General features: G+C 64.6%; 14 protein-coding genes and 2 pseudogenes. 7 read left to right on the top strand and 9 right to left on the bottom strand.

Annotated elements, in window-relative coordinates; all coding sequences use genetic code 11:
* Nucleotides 1-12: 12 nt before the first annotated feature.
* Genes AC5P65_RS09110 through moaA form a run of 5 tightly spaced genes read right to left on the bottom strand, consistent with a single transcriptional unit; the run spans nucleotide 13 to nucleotide 4,014 of the window.
* Complete coding sequence (locus tag AC5P65_RS09110) at nucleotides 13-513, bottom strand: molybdenum cofactor biosynthesis protein MoaE (protein WP_005416853.1); 501 nt, start codon at nucleotides 511-513, stop codon at nucleotides 13-15.
* A 3-nt stretch (nucleotides 514-516) separates the two neighbouring features.
* Nucleotides 517-777, bottom strand: coding sequence for a MoaD/ThiS family protein (locus tag AC5P65_RS09105; protein ID WP_005416856.1), 261 nt, complete (start codon nucleotides 775-777; stop codon nucleotides 517-519).
* Nucleotides 777-2,030, bottom strand: coding sequence for a molybdopterin molybdotransferase MoeA (locus tag AC5P65_RS09100; protein WP_111098104.1), 1,254 nt, complete (start codon nucleotides 2,028-2,030; stop codon nucleotides 777-779). Before AC5P65_RS09100 ends, AC5P65_RS09105 begins: the two co-directional genes overlap by 1 nt.
* A complete protein-coding gene (gene moaCB, locus AC5P65_RS09095; RefSeq protein WP_111098103.1) occupies nucleotides 2,030-3,025 on the bottom strand; it encodes a bifunctional molybdenum cofactor biosynthesis protein MoaC/MoaB in 996 nt (331 codons plus the stop codon). The genes AC5P65_RS09100 and moaCB overlap by 1 nt, the downstream gene beginning before the upstream one ends.
* 8 nt (nucleotides 3,026-3,033) lie before the next feature.
* Complete coding sequence (moaA, locus tag AC5P65_RS09090; RefSeq protein WP_111098102.1) at nucleotides 3,034-4,014, bottom strand: GTP 3',8-cyclase MoaA; 981 nt, start codon at nucleotides 4,012-4,014, stop codon at nucleotides 3,034-3,036.
* A 194-nt stretch (nucleotides 4,015-4,208) separates the two neighbouring features.
* Here moaA and AC5P65_RS09085 point away from each other — a divergent pair, with 194 nt between their 5' ends.
* Nucleotides 4,209-4,613: a hypothetical protein gene (locus AC5P65_RS09085; RefSeq protein WP_032954242.1), complete on the top strand. Its 405-nt coding sequence runs from the start codon at nucleotides 4,209-4,211 to the stop codon at nucleotides 4,611-4,613.
* Here the strand turns inward: AC5P65_RS09085 and AC5P65_RS09080 are convergent.
* Nucleotides 4,607-4,936, bottom strand: a complete 330-nt coding sequence (locus AC5P65_RS09080; protein ID WP_005416862.1) for a hypothetical protein — start codon at nucleotides 4,934-4,936, stop codon at nucleotides 4,607-4,609. The genes AC5P65_RS09085 and AC5P65_RS09080 overlap by 7 nt on opposite strands.
* 574 nt (nucleotides 4,937-5,510) lie before the next feature.
* On the opposite strand from AC5P65_RS09080, the gene AC5P65_RS09075 reads away from it, so the two are divergent.
* The 3 genes from AC5P65_RS09075 (at nucleotide 5,511) to AC5P65_RS09065 (ending at nucleotide 7,407) form a co-directional block, all read left to right on the top strand.
* Nucleotides 5,511-5,888 carry a hypothetical protein gene (locus AC5P65_RS09075; protein WP_111102393.1) on the top strand — a complete coding sequence of 126 codons (378 nt, stop codon included), beginning with the start codon at nucleotides 5,511-5,513 and terminating at the stop codon, nucleotides 5,886-5,888.
* A 206-nt stretch (nucleotides 5,889-6,094) separates the two neighbouring features.
* Entirely contained in the window at nucleotides 6,095-6,595 is a 501-nt protein-coding gene (locus AC5P65_RS09070) for a hypothetical protein (RefSeq protein ID WP_111102394.1), read from the top strand.
* Nucleotides 6,592-7,407 carry a hypothetical protein gene (locus AC5P65_RS09065; protein ID WP_146256793.1) on the top strand — a complete coding sequence of 272 codons (816 nt, stop codon included), beginning with the start codon at nucleotides 6,592-6,594 and terminating at the stop codon, nucleotides 7,405-7,407. Before AC5P65_RS09070 ends, AC5P65_RS09065 begins: the two co-directional genes overlap by 4 nt.
* A 90-nt stretch (nucleotides 7,408-7,497) precedes the next feature.
* Here the strand turns inward: AC5P65_RS09065 and AC5P65_RS09060 are convergent, their stop codons facing one another.
* Both AC5P65_RS09060 and AC5P65_RS09055 read right to left on the bottom strand, forming a co-directional pair.
* A complete protein-coding gene (locus tag AC5P65_RS09060) occupies nucleotides 7,498-7,788 on the bottom strand; it encodes a DUF6984 family protein (RefSeq protein ID WP_111098099.1) in 291 nt (96 codons plus the stop codon).
* Between the two features lie 747 nt (nucleotides 7,789-8,535).
* Nucleotides 8,536-10,065, bottom strand: a pseudogene (locus AC5P65_RS09055) (RHS repeat-associated core domain-containing protein); the annotation flags it as partial.
* Between AC5P65_RS09055 and AC5P65_RS09050 the strand changes: the two are divergent.
* Nucleotides 10,053-10,190 (top strand): annotated as a pseudogene (locus AC5P65_RS09050) (alpha/beta fold hydrolase); the annotation flags it as partial. The pseudogenes AC5P65_RS09055 and AC5P65_RS09050 sit on opposite strands and share 13 nt — an antisense overlap.
* Nucleotides 10,191-10,225: 35 nt before the next feature.
* Here AC5P65_RS09050 and AC5P65_RS09045 read toward each other — a convergent pair.
* On the bottom strand, nucleotides 10,226-11,020 hold the full coding sequence (locus tag AC5P65_RS09045) for an AraC family transcriptional regulator (protein ID WP_049426760.1): 795 nt from the start codon (nucleotides 11,018-11,020) through the stop codon (nucleotides 10,226-10,228).
* Between the two features lie 70 nt (nucleotides 11,021-11,090).
* Here AC5P65_RS09045 and AC5P65_RS09040 point away from each other — a divergent pair, with 70 nt between their 5' ends.
* Both AC5P65_RS09040 and AC5P65_RS09035 read left to right on the top strand, forming a co-directional pair.
* Complete coding sequence (locus AC5P65_RS09040) at nucleotides 11,091-13,061, top strand: FUSC family protein (RefSeq protein ID WP_258014254.1); 1,971 nt, start codon at nucleotides 11,091-11,093, stop codon at nucleotides 13,059-13,061.
* 4 nt (nucleotides 13,062-13,065) lie between these two features.
* Nucleotides 13,066-13,275 carry a DUF1656 domain-containing protein gene (locus AC5P65_RS09035; RefSeq protein WP_111098097.1) on the top strand — a complete coding sequence of 70 codons (210 nt, stop codon included), beginning with the start codon at nucleotides 13,066-13,068 and terminating at the stop codon, nucleotides 13,273-13,275.
* Nucleotide 13,276 lies beyond the last annotated feature (1 nt).

Below are 13,276 nucleotides of genomic sequence, written 5' to 3'. Positions count from 1 at the left end.
GCTGCGCCGGCATCAATGTTGATGATCGTGCGCATGGTCATGGGCATGTGCAGGTTCACTGTCCGCGTGGCAGAGGCTGCAGCCCTCGCTCCACGCGCTGTCGCCGTCTTCGTAATGTTCCTGCTTCCAGATCGGGCACTGGTGCTTGACCACCTCGATCAATTGCCGGCAGGCCCGGAATGCCTCGTCACGGTGCGGGCTGCCGGCGGCCACCACCACCGCCACATCACCAATGCCCAACCGGCCCTTGGCATGGGCCACATACAGCTTCAGCTTCGGGCCAAACGTCGCCTCGACCTCGGCGGCCAACCGCTTGAACTCGTTCAACACCAGCGGCTCGAACAGGTCGTAGGTGATCCCGGTCACCGGCCGGCCGATGTTTACATCGCGCACCTTGCCGATGAACACATCGATGCCACCGAAGCCCGGATCGGAGACCGCCGCGATGCCCTCGGCCGGATCGATCGCCGCCTGCGCGCGGTCCACCACCTTGGCAATGATCGTCTCGCTCATCGCTCAGCCCCCGCTCACCGGCGGCAGGATCGCCACCCGGCCATCGTCGGGCAGCGCCTCGTGGTCGCGCAGCACGCGTTGCTGATCGGCGAATGCCGAGTAATCCAGCAGGCCGGCACGGAAACCCGGCCAACGCAGTGGCAGCAGCTCGCGCAGCGCCTGGCGCAGATCGGCCACGGTGCCACCGGCCACCTCCACGGCAATCTCGCGGCTGGCATCCAGATCGGAGAACGCACCGAACAACTGCAGATTTACCTGTTTCATCATGACTCCTGGCTCACCAGCTGCACCGGTTCGTGGTGACCCCAGCCCTGCACCCGCACATAGGTGCCCGCGCTGGCCAGGTCTCCCTCGGACTCCAACACCACCCAGGCGTTGGCCTGCAGCATGGACATCAAACGGAATGATTCCTGCCCGGACAGCACGCGCGCACTCAGGCGACCCTGCGCGTCCACTTCCACCCGCGCCCGCGCGTGGAAGCGCAGGCCCGGCGGCGTGCGCACGTCGGCCTGCAGCGGCAACGTCAGCACCGGCTCTGGTGCCAGCCCCAGCAGGCGGCGCAGCACCGGCTCGACGAAGAAGCGCTGGCCCACGGCAGCGGAGACCGGGTTGCCCGGCAGGCCGAAATACAGCGCGCCATTGGGCAGCACCGCGAACAGCAACGGCTTGCCGGGGCGGATCGCCACCTTGTGGAACACGATGCGCGCACCCCGGCCGCGCAGCGCGTCGGGAACGAAATCGTAGCGGCCGGCCGACACCGCGCCGGTGCTGATCAACAGCTGCGCACCCGCGTCCAGCGCTTCATCCAGCACGGCATTGAAGGCGGCCACGTCGTCGCCCACCGTGCCCTGCCAGACCACCTCGGCACCGGCGGCCTGCAGGCGGCCAACCAGGTACGGCCGGTTGCTGTCACGAATCTGCCCGGACGCCAGCGTCTGCGCCGCCTCGGTCACCAGCTCCTTGCCGGTGGCGATCACCGCGGCCCTTGGCCTTGCCACCACCGCCACCTCGCCCACGCCGATCGCATGCAGCAGGGTGCGCGCGTTGATATCCAGCACCTGCCCGGCCCGCAGCACGCGCTCGCCGTCGCTTACATCCTCGCCGCGCAGGCGCACGTTCTGGCCCGGCTTCACCAATGCCTTCAGGGCAATGCGGGTCGGGCGGCCGTCCTCGCTGGCGAGGATCTCCACGTTCTCGACCGGTACCACCGTATCCAACCCGGCCGGCATGCGCGCACCGGTCATGACTTCCCAGGCACCCTCGCCGCCTTCGGCGCCAGCATCGCCGGCCGCCTGCCAGCCCTGCACCCCGAATTCGGTACCGGCCTCGAACGTCGCGCCGTCGGCGCGCAGCGCGAAGCCGTCCATCGCCGAATTGTCGAACGGCGGCAACGACTGCCCACTGATGATGTCACTGGCCAGAGTGCGGCCGCCGGCCTCATGCAGCGGCAGATGTTCAGCCGGCAGCGGCATGGCCGCGTCCAGCAGGTTCTGCAAGGCTTCGCTATAGGCAATCATCAGTGGCCACCACCCTCGACCATTGCCAGTGCGTGGCCCAGTACCGGCGCCAGGATGTCCAGGCACTGCGCCGCCGCCTTCGGGCTGCCCGGCAATGCAAACACCAGCATGTTGCCCAGCTGCACCACCTCGGCGCGGCTCAGCCAGGCCATCGGCGTGTGCTGTGCACTCAGTGCACGCACCATCTGCGCCAGGCCATGCACCGGCCGCGCGTTCAAGGAACGCAACGCCTCCGGGGTCAGGTCTCGCGGGCCCAGCCCGGTCCCGCCGGTACACAGGCACAGGCGCACGCCCTCGGCGGCCAAGGCCTGCAGGCGGCCCGCCAACGGCTCGATGCCATCGGGCAGTACCTCGGCGGCTACCACCTCGCCCCCCAGCTTCTTCAGCCCGGTCACCAGGGTTGGGCCAGAGATATCCTCATAGGTGCCTTCGCTGGCGCGATCGCTCAGCGTGATCACCGCGCAGGCCGCCCCCTGCAGCCCCTTCGGCGCACGCGGCTTGAACCTCTCACGCTCGGCCTCGTCCATGCCATCCGGGTGCAACCAGACACCGCGCTTGCCGCCTTCCTTGAACAGCAGGCGGATACCTTCGATGCGCAGCGCCGGTTCCACCGGCTTGCTCAGGTCGTACAGGGTCAGCAGCGCGGCGTTGACGCCGGCCAGCGCCTCCATCTCCACACCGGTGCGCGCCTCGCTGGCGCACTCGCACCACACGCGGATCGCCTGCCGCTCCGGCACCGCCGCGCAGAACACCTGCACCAGTTCCAGCGGCAGCGGATGGCATAGCGGCATCAGCATCGACGCCATCTTGGCGCCCTGCAGGCCGGCAATCTCGGCCATCACCAGCGCATCACCCTTGGGCAGGCGGCGCTCGACGATCAGCGGATACGCCACCGGACCGGCATGCAACTCGCCCACCGCCACCGCACGGCGGCGGGTGATGCGCTTGTCACGGACATCGGCCATATGGAAGGCCGCATTCAATTCCCCACTCATCGTGTTGCTCATCCTCCGATGGAGGCCAGGTGCGGGGTCAGCCCGGTCTGGCCCTGGTGCAGTCCATGCCCGGCCGCTTTCAGGCCAAGCTGGGTGGTGATGCGTGCCAGCAGCGCGTCATGGTCATCGTCGCGCTGCAGCAGCGGGCGTAGCGGCACGCCGAACTCGCCAAACAGGCACAGCCGCAGGTCGCCCCTGGCGGTCACCCGCAGGCGGTTGCAGCCCTTGCAGAAGTCACGCGAATACGGCGCGATGATGCCGATGCTGCCGCGATGGTCGGGGTGGCCGAACTCGCGCGCCGGGCCGGCATCGGCCGCGCGCGGGCGCTCGTGCCAGCCCGCGACCAGCAGCTGCTCGATCACCCGATCGGCGCGCAGGTGGTGGCGCTGGAAATAAGCTTCGTTGTCGCCGGTGCGCATCAGCTCGATGAAGCGCACGCTGAAGGGGCGGTCGCGCAGGTAGTCCATCCACTGCGGCAGCTCGTCGTCGTTCAGGCCACGCAGCAGCACCGCGTTGAGCTTGATCGCCGGCAGGCCCAACGCCTGCGCCAGGGCCAGGCCCTGCTGGATCTCCGGCAGGCGGTCATGGCCGGTGATGGTCTTGAAGCGTTCGCGCTGCAGGCTGTCCATGCTCACGTTCAGCGCAGTCAGGCCTGCCCGGTGCCAGCCCGGCAGGCGCCGCGGCAGCAGCGTGCCGTTGGTAGTGATGGCCACCTTGCGGATGCCCGGCACCGCCGCCACGGTGGCGATGATCTCGTCCAGGTCCTTGCGCAGGCTGGGCTCACCGCCGGTCAGGCGGATCTTGCTCATCCCCAGCGCCGCAAAGGCCCGCACCAGGCGGCCGATCTCCTCCACCTGCAGGAAGCGCGGGCGGCCATCGGCCTGGTAACCGTCGGGCAGGCAGTAGCTGCACCGGAAGTTGCAGGCTTCGGTCAGCGACAGGCGCAGGTACGGAAAGCTGCGTCCGAAACCGTCGGTGAGTTGGCTCATGGCTGGTCCACCTTGTTGCTCCACCGTCTTGCCTGTGCCCGGAACGGCCCGGATACCCTCGCCTGCTGGAACGATTGCCAGAGTACGCGGCCTTCAGTTCCATCGGCATGACTTAAATCAATCGCGTTCGGCCCCGCGCGGCAGGCGTTGTGGCAGCATGCGGCTTTCCGTGCAGCGGGCGTGTGACAACCCTCATGATGATGAACGATTTCCAGCAACTGCTGCACGCCGCCGGCGAGCAGGCTGAACCGCAACGCCTGCTGTTCGTATTCGTGCGCGCCGAGCTGCCCGAATCGCCCACCAGCGACCAGCGCGACCGTCATGACCGCCGCGAGGGCGGCACCCTGTCGCCGGTGCTGTGCGTGGACAAGCTGCCGGCCGAGGTGCCCAGCTTCCAGGCGCTGGCGGCCGAATCGACCACCACCGGCATCGACTGGGACCTGGTGTTCGTAGCGGCGCTGGATGGCCGTGGCGGTTTCGCGCCGAACAGCGACGAAGCCGCGCGCCCGTTGCGGCTGATGGTCAACGCCATCCATGACGGTCAGATCGGCCGCTTCGCCGCCTTCGACCGTGGCGGCGAGCCCGTTCAGTTCTATTGAGCCACCAGCTGCAGGGTCAGGAAGAAGATCACCAGCACGGTGTTCAGCCCCCAGGCCACGGTCAGCCCGCGCGCCGCCACGCCCAGGTTGGGGTTGTGCGCGGTGGGCGCCGCCCGCCAGACCGCCGGGATGATCCAGCCGGTATAGAGCAGCAGCACGGCAAATACCCCCAGCAGCAGCGTGGTGCGCTGGTTGGCCAGCGCCCAGAGGGCCACCGCCCACAGAATGTTGCTGGGAATGACGCCCTGCAGCCAGAACACACTCCACAGGCGGGAACGGCCTTGGGTGTCGGGGGTGGGGTGCAGCGAAGCGGTGGCGGTCATAAGTCTCCTTCTGTTTAGGAAACGTGCTGAGCAAGCCTGCGCTTGGTGGCTGGGAACGTCAACCCGAGTCGCACGTCACGCTTTGGCACCTGTAGACGCGGGCCGAGCTCGACACAGGTCGCTCCCCGCAGAGCCTGTCGTCATCGCCCCTCCCCCCCTTGTTCCCTAACGCCCCCCAACCTCGACATCTGTCGCAGATTGCACGGTGCGGGCGGACCGCCGCGCCAGCCAGCGCTGGCAGTGCTTAACAGCATGGGAGAATGCCGAAAGCGTCTCCAATCGAGTGATGTTTACAACTCTTCTGATTGGCATTGCACAGCGCCAGGGGCTCAGATGGCGTGCCACCGGAAAAGGGTGGCCGGGCTTCGAACACCCGAGTTGATGTTGATGTATGCGCTTGCCAGCCGGCGCCACCTCAGCGTGGCGCCGGCTGGCAATCCGTCTGCCGGCTATGGCGGGCGGTGCGTGGGGGCCTTCGGGCCCGCCGGACTGACATCAACCCGGTGTTCGAACCACGTACCGTCCGCCACTTTTATGGGTGGCGGCTACCGATTGCCCTGCACGGAGCCTTGCCATGAATGAATCGGACTTCCCGCATCTGCACGCCTACCGCGGCACCGCCGGCGACGACGGTTCGCCACAGGCTAAGCCAACAGTGGACAGGAACACCTTCATTGCCAATCTCCACCGCATCGGCTCCGGTGCGGCGGCCGACGGACAACCCTGGCCGGAGCGGTATCAGCTGCCCGGGCGCTGCCTGGCCCTGGCCGACGCCGATTGTGCGTTGAACGGGTTGCGGGTAGTGCTGGAAATGCTGCTGGCGGCCGAACGCACCCGGCAGAATGGCGAACCGGAAGAGTACGTGGGCGACCGGGTGATGGAGGGATTGGTCATGGCCTGCCAGTCGTTGTGCGCCCAGGCGGTAGGGCGGTTGCAGATGGGTGAGCAGTAGCCCCTATCGATGTCGCCTTTGCCCCCTTTTCGCCCCGGCGTTCGCCCGCACAGATGTGACGCCCTTCTCTTTACTCGGCCTGCGATGGGCGCTCCAGACTGGCGCGCGCCCATCCTCCTGACGACACGACCATGCTGGCAAGGGTGATCAGAGCAATTGAATCACTCGCACTTTCAGAGCTGTGCAGACGGAGGCATCAGAAACCAATGCAGAACTTCAAAAGCACCTTGGCACTGCTCGTGGCCGCCGGCTGCTGCGTGGCCCCAGACATGGCGCACGCGTTCCAGCTGGTCAGAGAAGAGGCAGATATCAGGCTTGTGGATGGCACACCCGCGCTCTGCATCCCGCAAAAAGCGAAGGGTTCGTTCCCGGTGGCCAACTTGCTACTGATGGAGTACTACACGCTCGAATCCGAAAGATGGGCCATCAGCCTGAAAGACGACGCCAAGCCAACGAGGCTAAAGCGTGGCCATTGCATTGCATACGACTCAGTACCAGACGGATACGAGCGGGATGGGCCAAAAGACAATAGGGAGAATTTTCAATTGAAATTGAACACAACCTACTACTTTCAAGCAATCCGACACATTCCAACTCTCTGGTACTTTCGTACCGCAATATATGAATCTACATTCTGTCTCAAATCGGATGCCGATGGCACTCTGAGCATTCAGAAGAAATCAGCATGCCCCGACTTCAGCAGATGAAACTTCCTGTCTCAGCGACAATCCTGGCCCTCCTGCTTCTGAGCAGCTGCGGCCACACCCCGGACCGGGCGTTGCCGGACCGAAGCCTATCGCCCACCACCGACGCAGGCGTGGTCAATGTGGCCATCAAAGTCCCCACAGAGCTCGAAGCGATGGACATGCGAGTCATTTACCGATCAAAGACTTGCACCTTCACCGACTACACTGCCTCCGGAATCCCCTATGATCGAGATGGCTATCAGCAGATGGACTTGAAGCCCATCCAGCAGGAGCAGAGCAGAATTTTCGAGGCCAAAGTGCCAGTGAATGGTGGTGGCAGCTGCAACTGGACGTTGAGCAATGTCACGTTCGGCGCAAAATACAAAGACACCTCCGCGTTTGGCGAGGGCATTGGATCCGGCCTTCCTGCCGGCATGATTGTCATTTTTGATGACAACAATTCGCCCAACGGCCGCTGGGATATCAAAGCCGACGGAGATCTGACAGTTGTGCGGGACTACTACCCATGGCTCAGTGAGAGGTTCCTTGGAGGCCATACAAGGTCAATGAGCCTGATCACGAACGGATATTTCTACCTAATTTACAAGGCACCTGATGCCCGCAATGTCCATTTCGAACCCATCCTGCATTCGCAGTTCCTCACGCGATCCGTGGGGCCTAAAGTCAAAGCCAAAGGCAACAGGACGATCTACTACTATCCAGATGGCAGCAATTCGTTCGAAGCTTACAGCTGGCCGAATCACGCGAAACTGCAGGCAATCCGGATGGCTGCCGAAGCGCGGCGCCAGGCCTTGTCCGATTCCGAAGGGTGAAGGCGATGCGCAACGCCCTTCAGCTTGGATCGCTTTCAGCAGGCGTCAGTGTTCGCTGAAAGCGCTCCTCAGATCGACGCCGATGATCGGTTAGAAGTCGACCTTCCACAGCTCCAGCTCGAAGAGCTGATCGTGATTGTCCAGGCACAGGGTGACTCTCACCGGCACGCCGTCGGCATCGGCAAGCATCGCCGTGGCAATGTCGCTTCCGAAGACCTGGGTCGTGCTGGACAGGAACACCACGCCCCCGAATCCGACGACCTCCACGTCCTCCACCTGGGCGAGCGCCAGATCCTTCAACAACCGTTCGGACAGCTCGTTCGTCTCGGGCAGCAGCCTGTGGATGAGGGAGACCTCGTCGGGGGTGAGGAATCTGGGCACGGGATGTCCTTCAGGGCACTGCATCCAGCCTCCCCCGCAAAGACTACTGTGAGTAATTGACTTCTTTAGTGACATTTCCACTTCGGTCGTACCATCGCCACACACCGGCCTTATGCCCATTCTTAAACGGTCCACGCATACGAATATACCCATCATCTGCGGCGACAAATGGACCATCAGCAATCTCGCACCCCTTCAAAGAGCCCGCTTTTCCCCACGGCTCGGTCTTCAGTCGAGCGGGCTCAACACATTCTATCCGCTCATCGTCGAACGAATTCGTCGTTGCGCCCTGCTTCTGATCCGCACATGCCGAAGAAAGTGACGCCAGCAGGACGCATGTCATGTATCTCTTCATACCTACCTCAGCCCAGGAACCTTCGAGTTGAGCAATCGTTTGTTCTGCTCTTGCTGCAGTTCGACTGTACTAGCATTCCAAAGTGTCTTGGCTACAAATGATTGGCAATGGTTGGCAGGCCCCCACCTACCAAGTGATCTCCCTATCTGAAGCTGGGAATTGACTCTCGCTTCGTCGACATTTTTAACCACTTTGCATGATGCTCCAGGCTCATTGCTACGACCGACATGGTTGGTCACCTGCACGGGATCGCCCGGCATGTCTCCACTGTCGTTACCAGGTACGTTTCCACGAGTGCCACCCATGCCTGCCTCAACTGTATCCGTACGAATCCATTGGTGATCAATTGGATTGTTGGATACTCCAAAGGCCGGCTGACTACATACAAGTACTTCCAAGCCCTCAGGGTCAATCCAACTCATCGGATTTCCCATCACGTAGCCAAAGGTATTTGGCCCCGCTGCGAGCCCAATCGGATCACTCTGCGAATAACGACCCACCGCAGGGTCATACTCCCGCTGGTAGTTGTAGAACAGCCCACTCGCATCCGTCGCCTGCTGGCCCGGGAAGCGCAGCGCCAGTTCGAACGCCACACCATCCCCGTCCTGGTCTGCACTCGGAATCTGGTTGCCGAACACCTCGCTCTTGTTGCTCCACTCCCAGATCGCGACATTCCGTACCGGATCGATCACCACGCGCGGTGTGCCCAGGTGATCCGGCTGCACGTAGGCCAGTTCCGGCACGCCGGTGGCCGGCATGTTGATCAACGCCACCGGGTAGTTGTCCAGCCAGATGGCCTGCTGCTGCGCCTGGCCCGTGGCCGAGTAGTTGCCCAGCCACTGCCCTGCTTCGTCGTACAAGGTGATCTGCGCTGCGCCACCGGCCGGGGTACGCAGTACGCGCTCACCGCGATGGTTGTAGGCGTAGCTTTCCAGTACAGCATCGCCCTGCTTCACTGCGTTCATGCGGTTGGCATCGTTGTAGGTGAACGTCTTGCCGCCGATGCTGGTGGTGTTGCCCACCGCGTCATGGTTGCGCGCCTCGGCATCCACCGCAATCAGCCGATGGCTGGTTGCGGGATAGGTGTAGCTGGCGGTGCCTGCCGAGGTGGTCAGCGCGGTGCGATTGCCGGTGGCGTCATACGCATAGGTTTCGATCGGGGTGCCTGTCGTCCCGTCCTGGGTCTGCGTCAGGCGACCCAGCGTGTCGTAGGCGTACTTGGCCAGCACCGTCGAGCCTGCGCCATTCTTCAGCTCAGTGATCGAGCCGACCGGATCATAGCCATAGCCCAGCGACAGGCCGCCTGCAGCCGGGTCATGCACCGCCTGCGGGCGATAATCCAGATCCAACGGACGCTGCAGCTGGCGGCCGTTGCCGTAGGCCCAACCGGTCGCCGGGCCGAAAGCCGCGTAGGTCAGGTTGTTCACCACGATCTGGCGGGCCTGGCCGGGGCGGGTCAGGCCGATCTGGCTGATGCGGCCCTGGGTATCGCGGACGTAGTCGGCCACGCTGCCGTCGGGGTAGGTCAACGCAGTCAGGCGGCCCGACTTGCTATAGGCGTAGCGCAGCGTGCTGGCAACGCCGTTGACGGTCTGTACCTTGCGGGTGACCTGGCCGAAGCGATCATGGCAGTACTGGGTACTGCCATTGGCGTGCAGCACCTGCCCCAGCCGTCCCTTGGCGAAGCGCTCGTCGGCGGCACAGGCGGCAGGCGCCACGTCATAGCTGTAGCCCGCGTCCAGATTGGGATCCGGGTAGGCGATGCCGATCAGGCGGTTGAGTGCATCGTAGTGATAGGTGGCGGTGACGCCACGCGCATCGGTAGCCGTCTTGCGGTTGCCGGCGGCATCCACGGTGAAGCTGCTGGCGCCACTGTCCGGGCTGACTTGCCCGGTCAGATCACCGAAACCGTTGTAGGCATAGCCTGCTCTTCTCGGGATTCACGCGCGGCTCGCATCGCTACCTGGCGACCGGGCACACCCTCCAGCGCGAGGATCCTGCTGCAGTGGTGGCCGCGATTCAATCCGTCTCCGGCACTTTGAAGTAGCCGTTCCAGGCAATGGCTTTCCGGGTTGTTCCCTGCTACTGCCCACGCAGGCGCACCGCAAAGTACCGCGCCGGGGAAAGGCCAAGCGCTTTCTTGAACATCGTGATGAAGGCCGTCACCGACTCATAGCCCAGCGTCTCGGAAACGCGTTGTACGGGTGCACCGGCGGCGAGTTCCCGAATGGCGATGAGCAGGTGCAGTTGCTGCCGCCAGCGCCCGAAGGACAGTCCCGTTTCCCGTTCGATGAGCCGGGTCAACGTGCGCTCGCCCAGGGCCAGGCGCACAGCCCACTGGCTGATGGTGCTGCGGTCTGCCGGATCCGCCGACAGCGCCGCCGCCAGCGCACGCACCTTCGGGTGATGGCTGACCGGCAGCGAGAGGTGCTCGGCCGGCATCTGTACCAGCTCGTCCAGCAACACCCGCGCCAACCGGTCGGTGTGGCTGCCATGCGGGTAGTCCAGCGGCGCGTCGGCCAGGTGCAGGATCATCTCGCGCAGCATTGGGGAGATCGCCAGCGTCACGCACTGCATGGGCAGATCGACGATGCCGGGTTCGACGAACAGATAGCACAGGCGCGCGTTGGCAGTGGCGCGGTTGCTGTGCGGCATGCCGCCCGGAATCCAGACGCCACACTGCGGCGGCACGATCCACAGCGCATTGGCCACTTCGCAGGTCACCGCCCCATGCAGCGCAAGAATGAGCTGACCCTTTCGATGCTCATGCACCGGAATTTCCGCGTCGTGCTCGGCCACCTGCAGGCGGCTGGCAACCGCCGGGCGATCGGTCTCGTCCGGGTCCAGGTCAAAGCCGGGGAGCGAAATGCGAGCCATTCTCACATTGACCGGTTTTAGCGATTGACTGTCATTGTAGCGAAATTCGCCAGTGCGGCCGATCACTAGCATGAGCCGCATGCACTCCCCCTCTCCTGCCCGTCCCCACGTGTTCCAGGCATTCGCCCGGTTGAAAAGCCCTGCCCTCAGGACCGATCAGGAGGCGGTGCTCTTCTCGCTCAAATGCCTGCTCGCCGCGTCGCTGGGGCTGTATGTCTCTCTATGGATCGGCCTGAATCGCCCGTTCTGGGTGATCGGCACGGTCTATCTGGTATCGCAGCCTCTGTCCGGGGCGACACTCAGCCGCGGCCTGTTCCGCCTGCTCGGTACCGTGGGCGGGGCCGTCGCCACCGTCGTGCTGGTGCCGCGTTTCGCCAATGCACCCCTGGTGCTGAGCGCCGCGCTCGCCACCTGGATGGCGCTGTGCCTGTATCTGGCGATGCTCGACCGCACGCCGCGTGCCTATGCGTTCCTGCTGGCCGGCTATACCACCAGCCTGATCGGCTTTCCTGCGGTGATGGTGCCGGGAGACGTGTTCACCATTGCCATCACGCGGGTGCAGGAAATTGCCATCGGCATCCTGGCCGCAACGCTGGTACACGCGCTGGTGCTGCCGCGCCGGGTCTCGATGCGCGTGCACGCACGGGTCGCTGCCGTGCTGGATGACGCGGAACGATGGACACGGGACATGCGCGCCGGCGCATCGGACACGGTGCTGGCGACGGACCGCTCGAAAGTGGCCGCCGACCTGCTCGAGCTGCACGTGCTGTCGATCCACCTGCCCTACGACAGCGCCCACGGCGTGGCGCAGGTGCAGATCCTGCGCGCCCTGCACGACCGGATGCTGGACGTCCTGATGCTGTCCAGCGCGGTGGAAGATTCCATCGACCGGCTGCGTTCACCACAGGCCGGCGCGATGGATGCAACGGGCTGGCGCGATCTGCTGCAGGCCGGCCTCGCCGCGCAACAGGCCGAGCTCGACCTCGCCCACGCCGACTGCCGCGTGCTGCAGGCGCAACTGCACACTACCCGTCCCGACTGGCGTCGGCATGTACCTGCCCGCCTTGCACGACATGTGCAGGGTGCGGTACTTCACCGGGATCATCGGCTTGCCCTGCGCAGCGCGCTGGGCGCGTTCGTCGGCATCCTGCTGAGCTGCGTTCTATGGATCGCTACCGGCTGGTCGGAGGGCGCCACGGCGGTGTCCATCATCGGCACGGCGTGCGTGCTGTTCGGCACGATCGAAGCGCCGGCACCGCATGTCATGCGCTACCTGGTGGGATCGTGCATCGGCGTGGCCGTCGGTCTGCTCTACGGTCTGCTGATCTTCCCCGCGTTGTCCGATATCACCGGCCTGATTGCCGCGCTCGCGCCGGTGCTGCTGCTGTGCGGATCGTTCCTGGCCCGGCCGCCCTTCATCATGGCCGCCCTGGGCGTGGTACTGACCTTCCCGATCATCGCAGGCCTGGGCGCGACCAATTCGGTCAACATCGTCGGCGCACTCAACAACAGCGTTGCGCTGTTCGTGGGTACGACGGTGGCACTGTGCAGCATGCAGCTGTTCCAGACCGCCGACGCGGGCCGCAACCGCGCACGGTTGGAGCATTCGATCCGTCGGGATATCGCACGACACGCCGCCGGACGAGGTGATGTGACCCGCGCCTGGCTCAGCCGCATGCTGGATCGAATCGGGCTGCTCGCTCCCAGGTTGCAGGGCCGTTCCAGCGCCGCGCACGACCTGCGGGCATTGTTTGCGGACGTGCGTGCGGCACGAGCATCCAGCCAACTCCGCGCGCTGGAAAAGCGGCTGCACAACCCGCAGGTTCGGACGCTTCATGCGGCGCTGGTCGAACGCATCGCTGCACATTTCGGGGTTCGCGTCCACGCGCCACGCAGTGTCGATGCCCATCTTCTGAAGTTGTTGGACTGCATGCGCGAGGCCGCAACAGCCATCGCCGCGGCCGATCGAGGGTATCTGCTGCACCTGCTCAGCGGGTTGCGCCGCGACCTGCTCGTACCTCCGCTCACCCACCGGCGCTGACCTCATGCTTCCTGATCTTTCGATTGATGGCGTGCTGATTCCCGGCCTGCTTGCGGTGGCCATCGCCGCGCTGGCGCTGTCGGTACTGACCTCACGTTTCCTCGCCAGCCTCGGTCTGTACCGGTTGTTCGCCGCGTGGCCACTGGTGGGCCTGTCCCTGTTCGTAATCCTGGCGGAGCTGATGATCCGGCTCTCGCCCCTGCTCGAGAAATGAA

Source organism: Stenotrophomonas sp. YJH_SMC_48-3 (genome assembly GCF_059369375.1).
Note: the sequence above shows the minus strand (reverse complement) of the source record. Positions and strands in the feature narration are given on the sequence as shown.

What these genes read in the sequence shown, in the direction of transcription:
- AC5P65_RS09110 (WP_005416853.1), bottom strand. Translation starts at nt 513, where the DNA reads ATGAGCGAGACGATCATTGCCAAGGTGGTGGACCGCGCGCAGGCGGCG.
- AC5P65_RS09100 (WP_111098104.1), bottom strand. Translation starts at nt 2,030, where the DNA reads ATGATTGCCTATAGCGAAGCCTTGCAGAACCTGCTGGACGCGGCCATG.
- AC5P65_RS09075 (WP_111102393.1), top strand. Translation starts at nt 5,511, where the DNA reads ATGAATGAATCGGACTTCCCGCATCTGCACGCCTACCGCGGCACCGCC.
- AC5P65_RS09105 (WP_005416856.1), bottom strand. Translation starts at nt 777, where the DNA reads ATGAAACAGGTAAATCTGCAGTTGTTCGGTGCGTTCTCCGATCTGGAT.
- AC5P65_RS09070 (WP_111102394.1), top strand. Translation starts at nt 6,095, where the DNA reads ATGCAGAACTTCAAAAGCACCTTGGCACTGCTCGTGGCCGCCGGCTGC.
- AC5P65_RS09045 (WP_049426760.1), bottom strand. Translation starts at nt 11,020, where the DNA reads ATGGCTCGCATTTCGCTCCCCGGCTTTGACCTGGACCCGGACGAGACC.
- AC5P65_RS09065 (WP_146256793.1), top strand. Translation starts at nt 6,592, where the DNA reads ATGAAACTTCCTGTCTCAGCGACAATCCTGGCCCTCCTGCTTCTGAGC.
- moaCB (WP_111098103.1), bottom strand. Translation starts at nt 3,025, where the DNA reads ATGAGTGGGGAATTGAATGCGGCCTTCCATATGGCCGATGTCCGTGAC.
- AC5P65_RS09035 (WP_111098097.1), top strand. Translation starts at nt 13,066, where the DNA reads ATGCTTCCTGATCTTTCGATTGATGGCGTGCTGATTCCCGGCCTGCTT.
- AC5P65_RS09040 (WP_258014254.1), top strand. Translation starts at nt 11,091, where the DNA reads ATGAGCCGCATGCACTCCCCCTCTCCTGCCCGTCCCCACGTGTTCCAG.
- AC5P65_RS09080 (WP_005416862.1), bottom strand. Translation starts at nt 4,936, where the DNA reads ATGACCGCCACCGCTTCGCTGCACCCCACCCCCGACACCCAAGGCCGT.
- moaA (WP_111098102.1), bottom strand. Translation starts at nt 4,014, where the DNA reads ATGAGCCAACTCACCGACGGTTTCGGACGCAGCTTTCCGTACCTGCGC.
- AC5P65_RS09085 (WP_032954242.1), top strand. Translation starts at nt 4,209, where the DNA reads ATGATGATGAACGATTTCCAGCAACTGCTGCACGCCGCCGGCGAGCAG.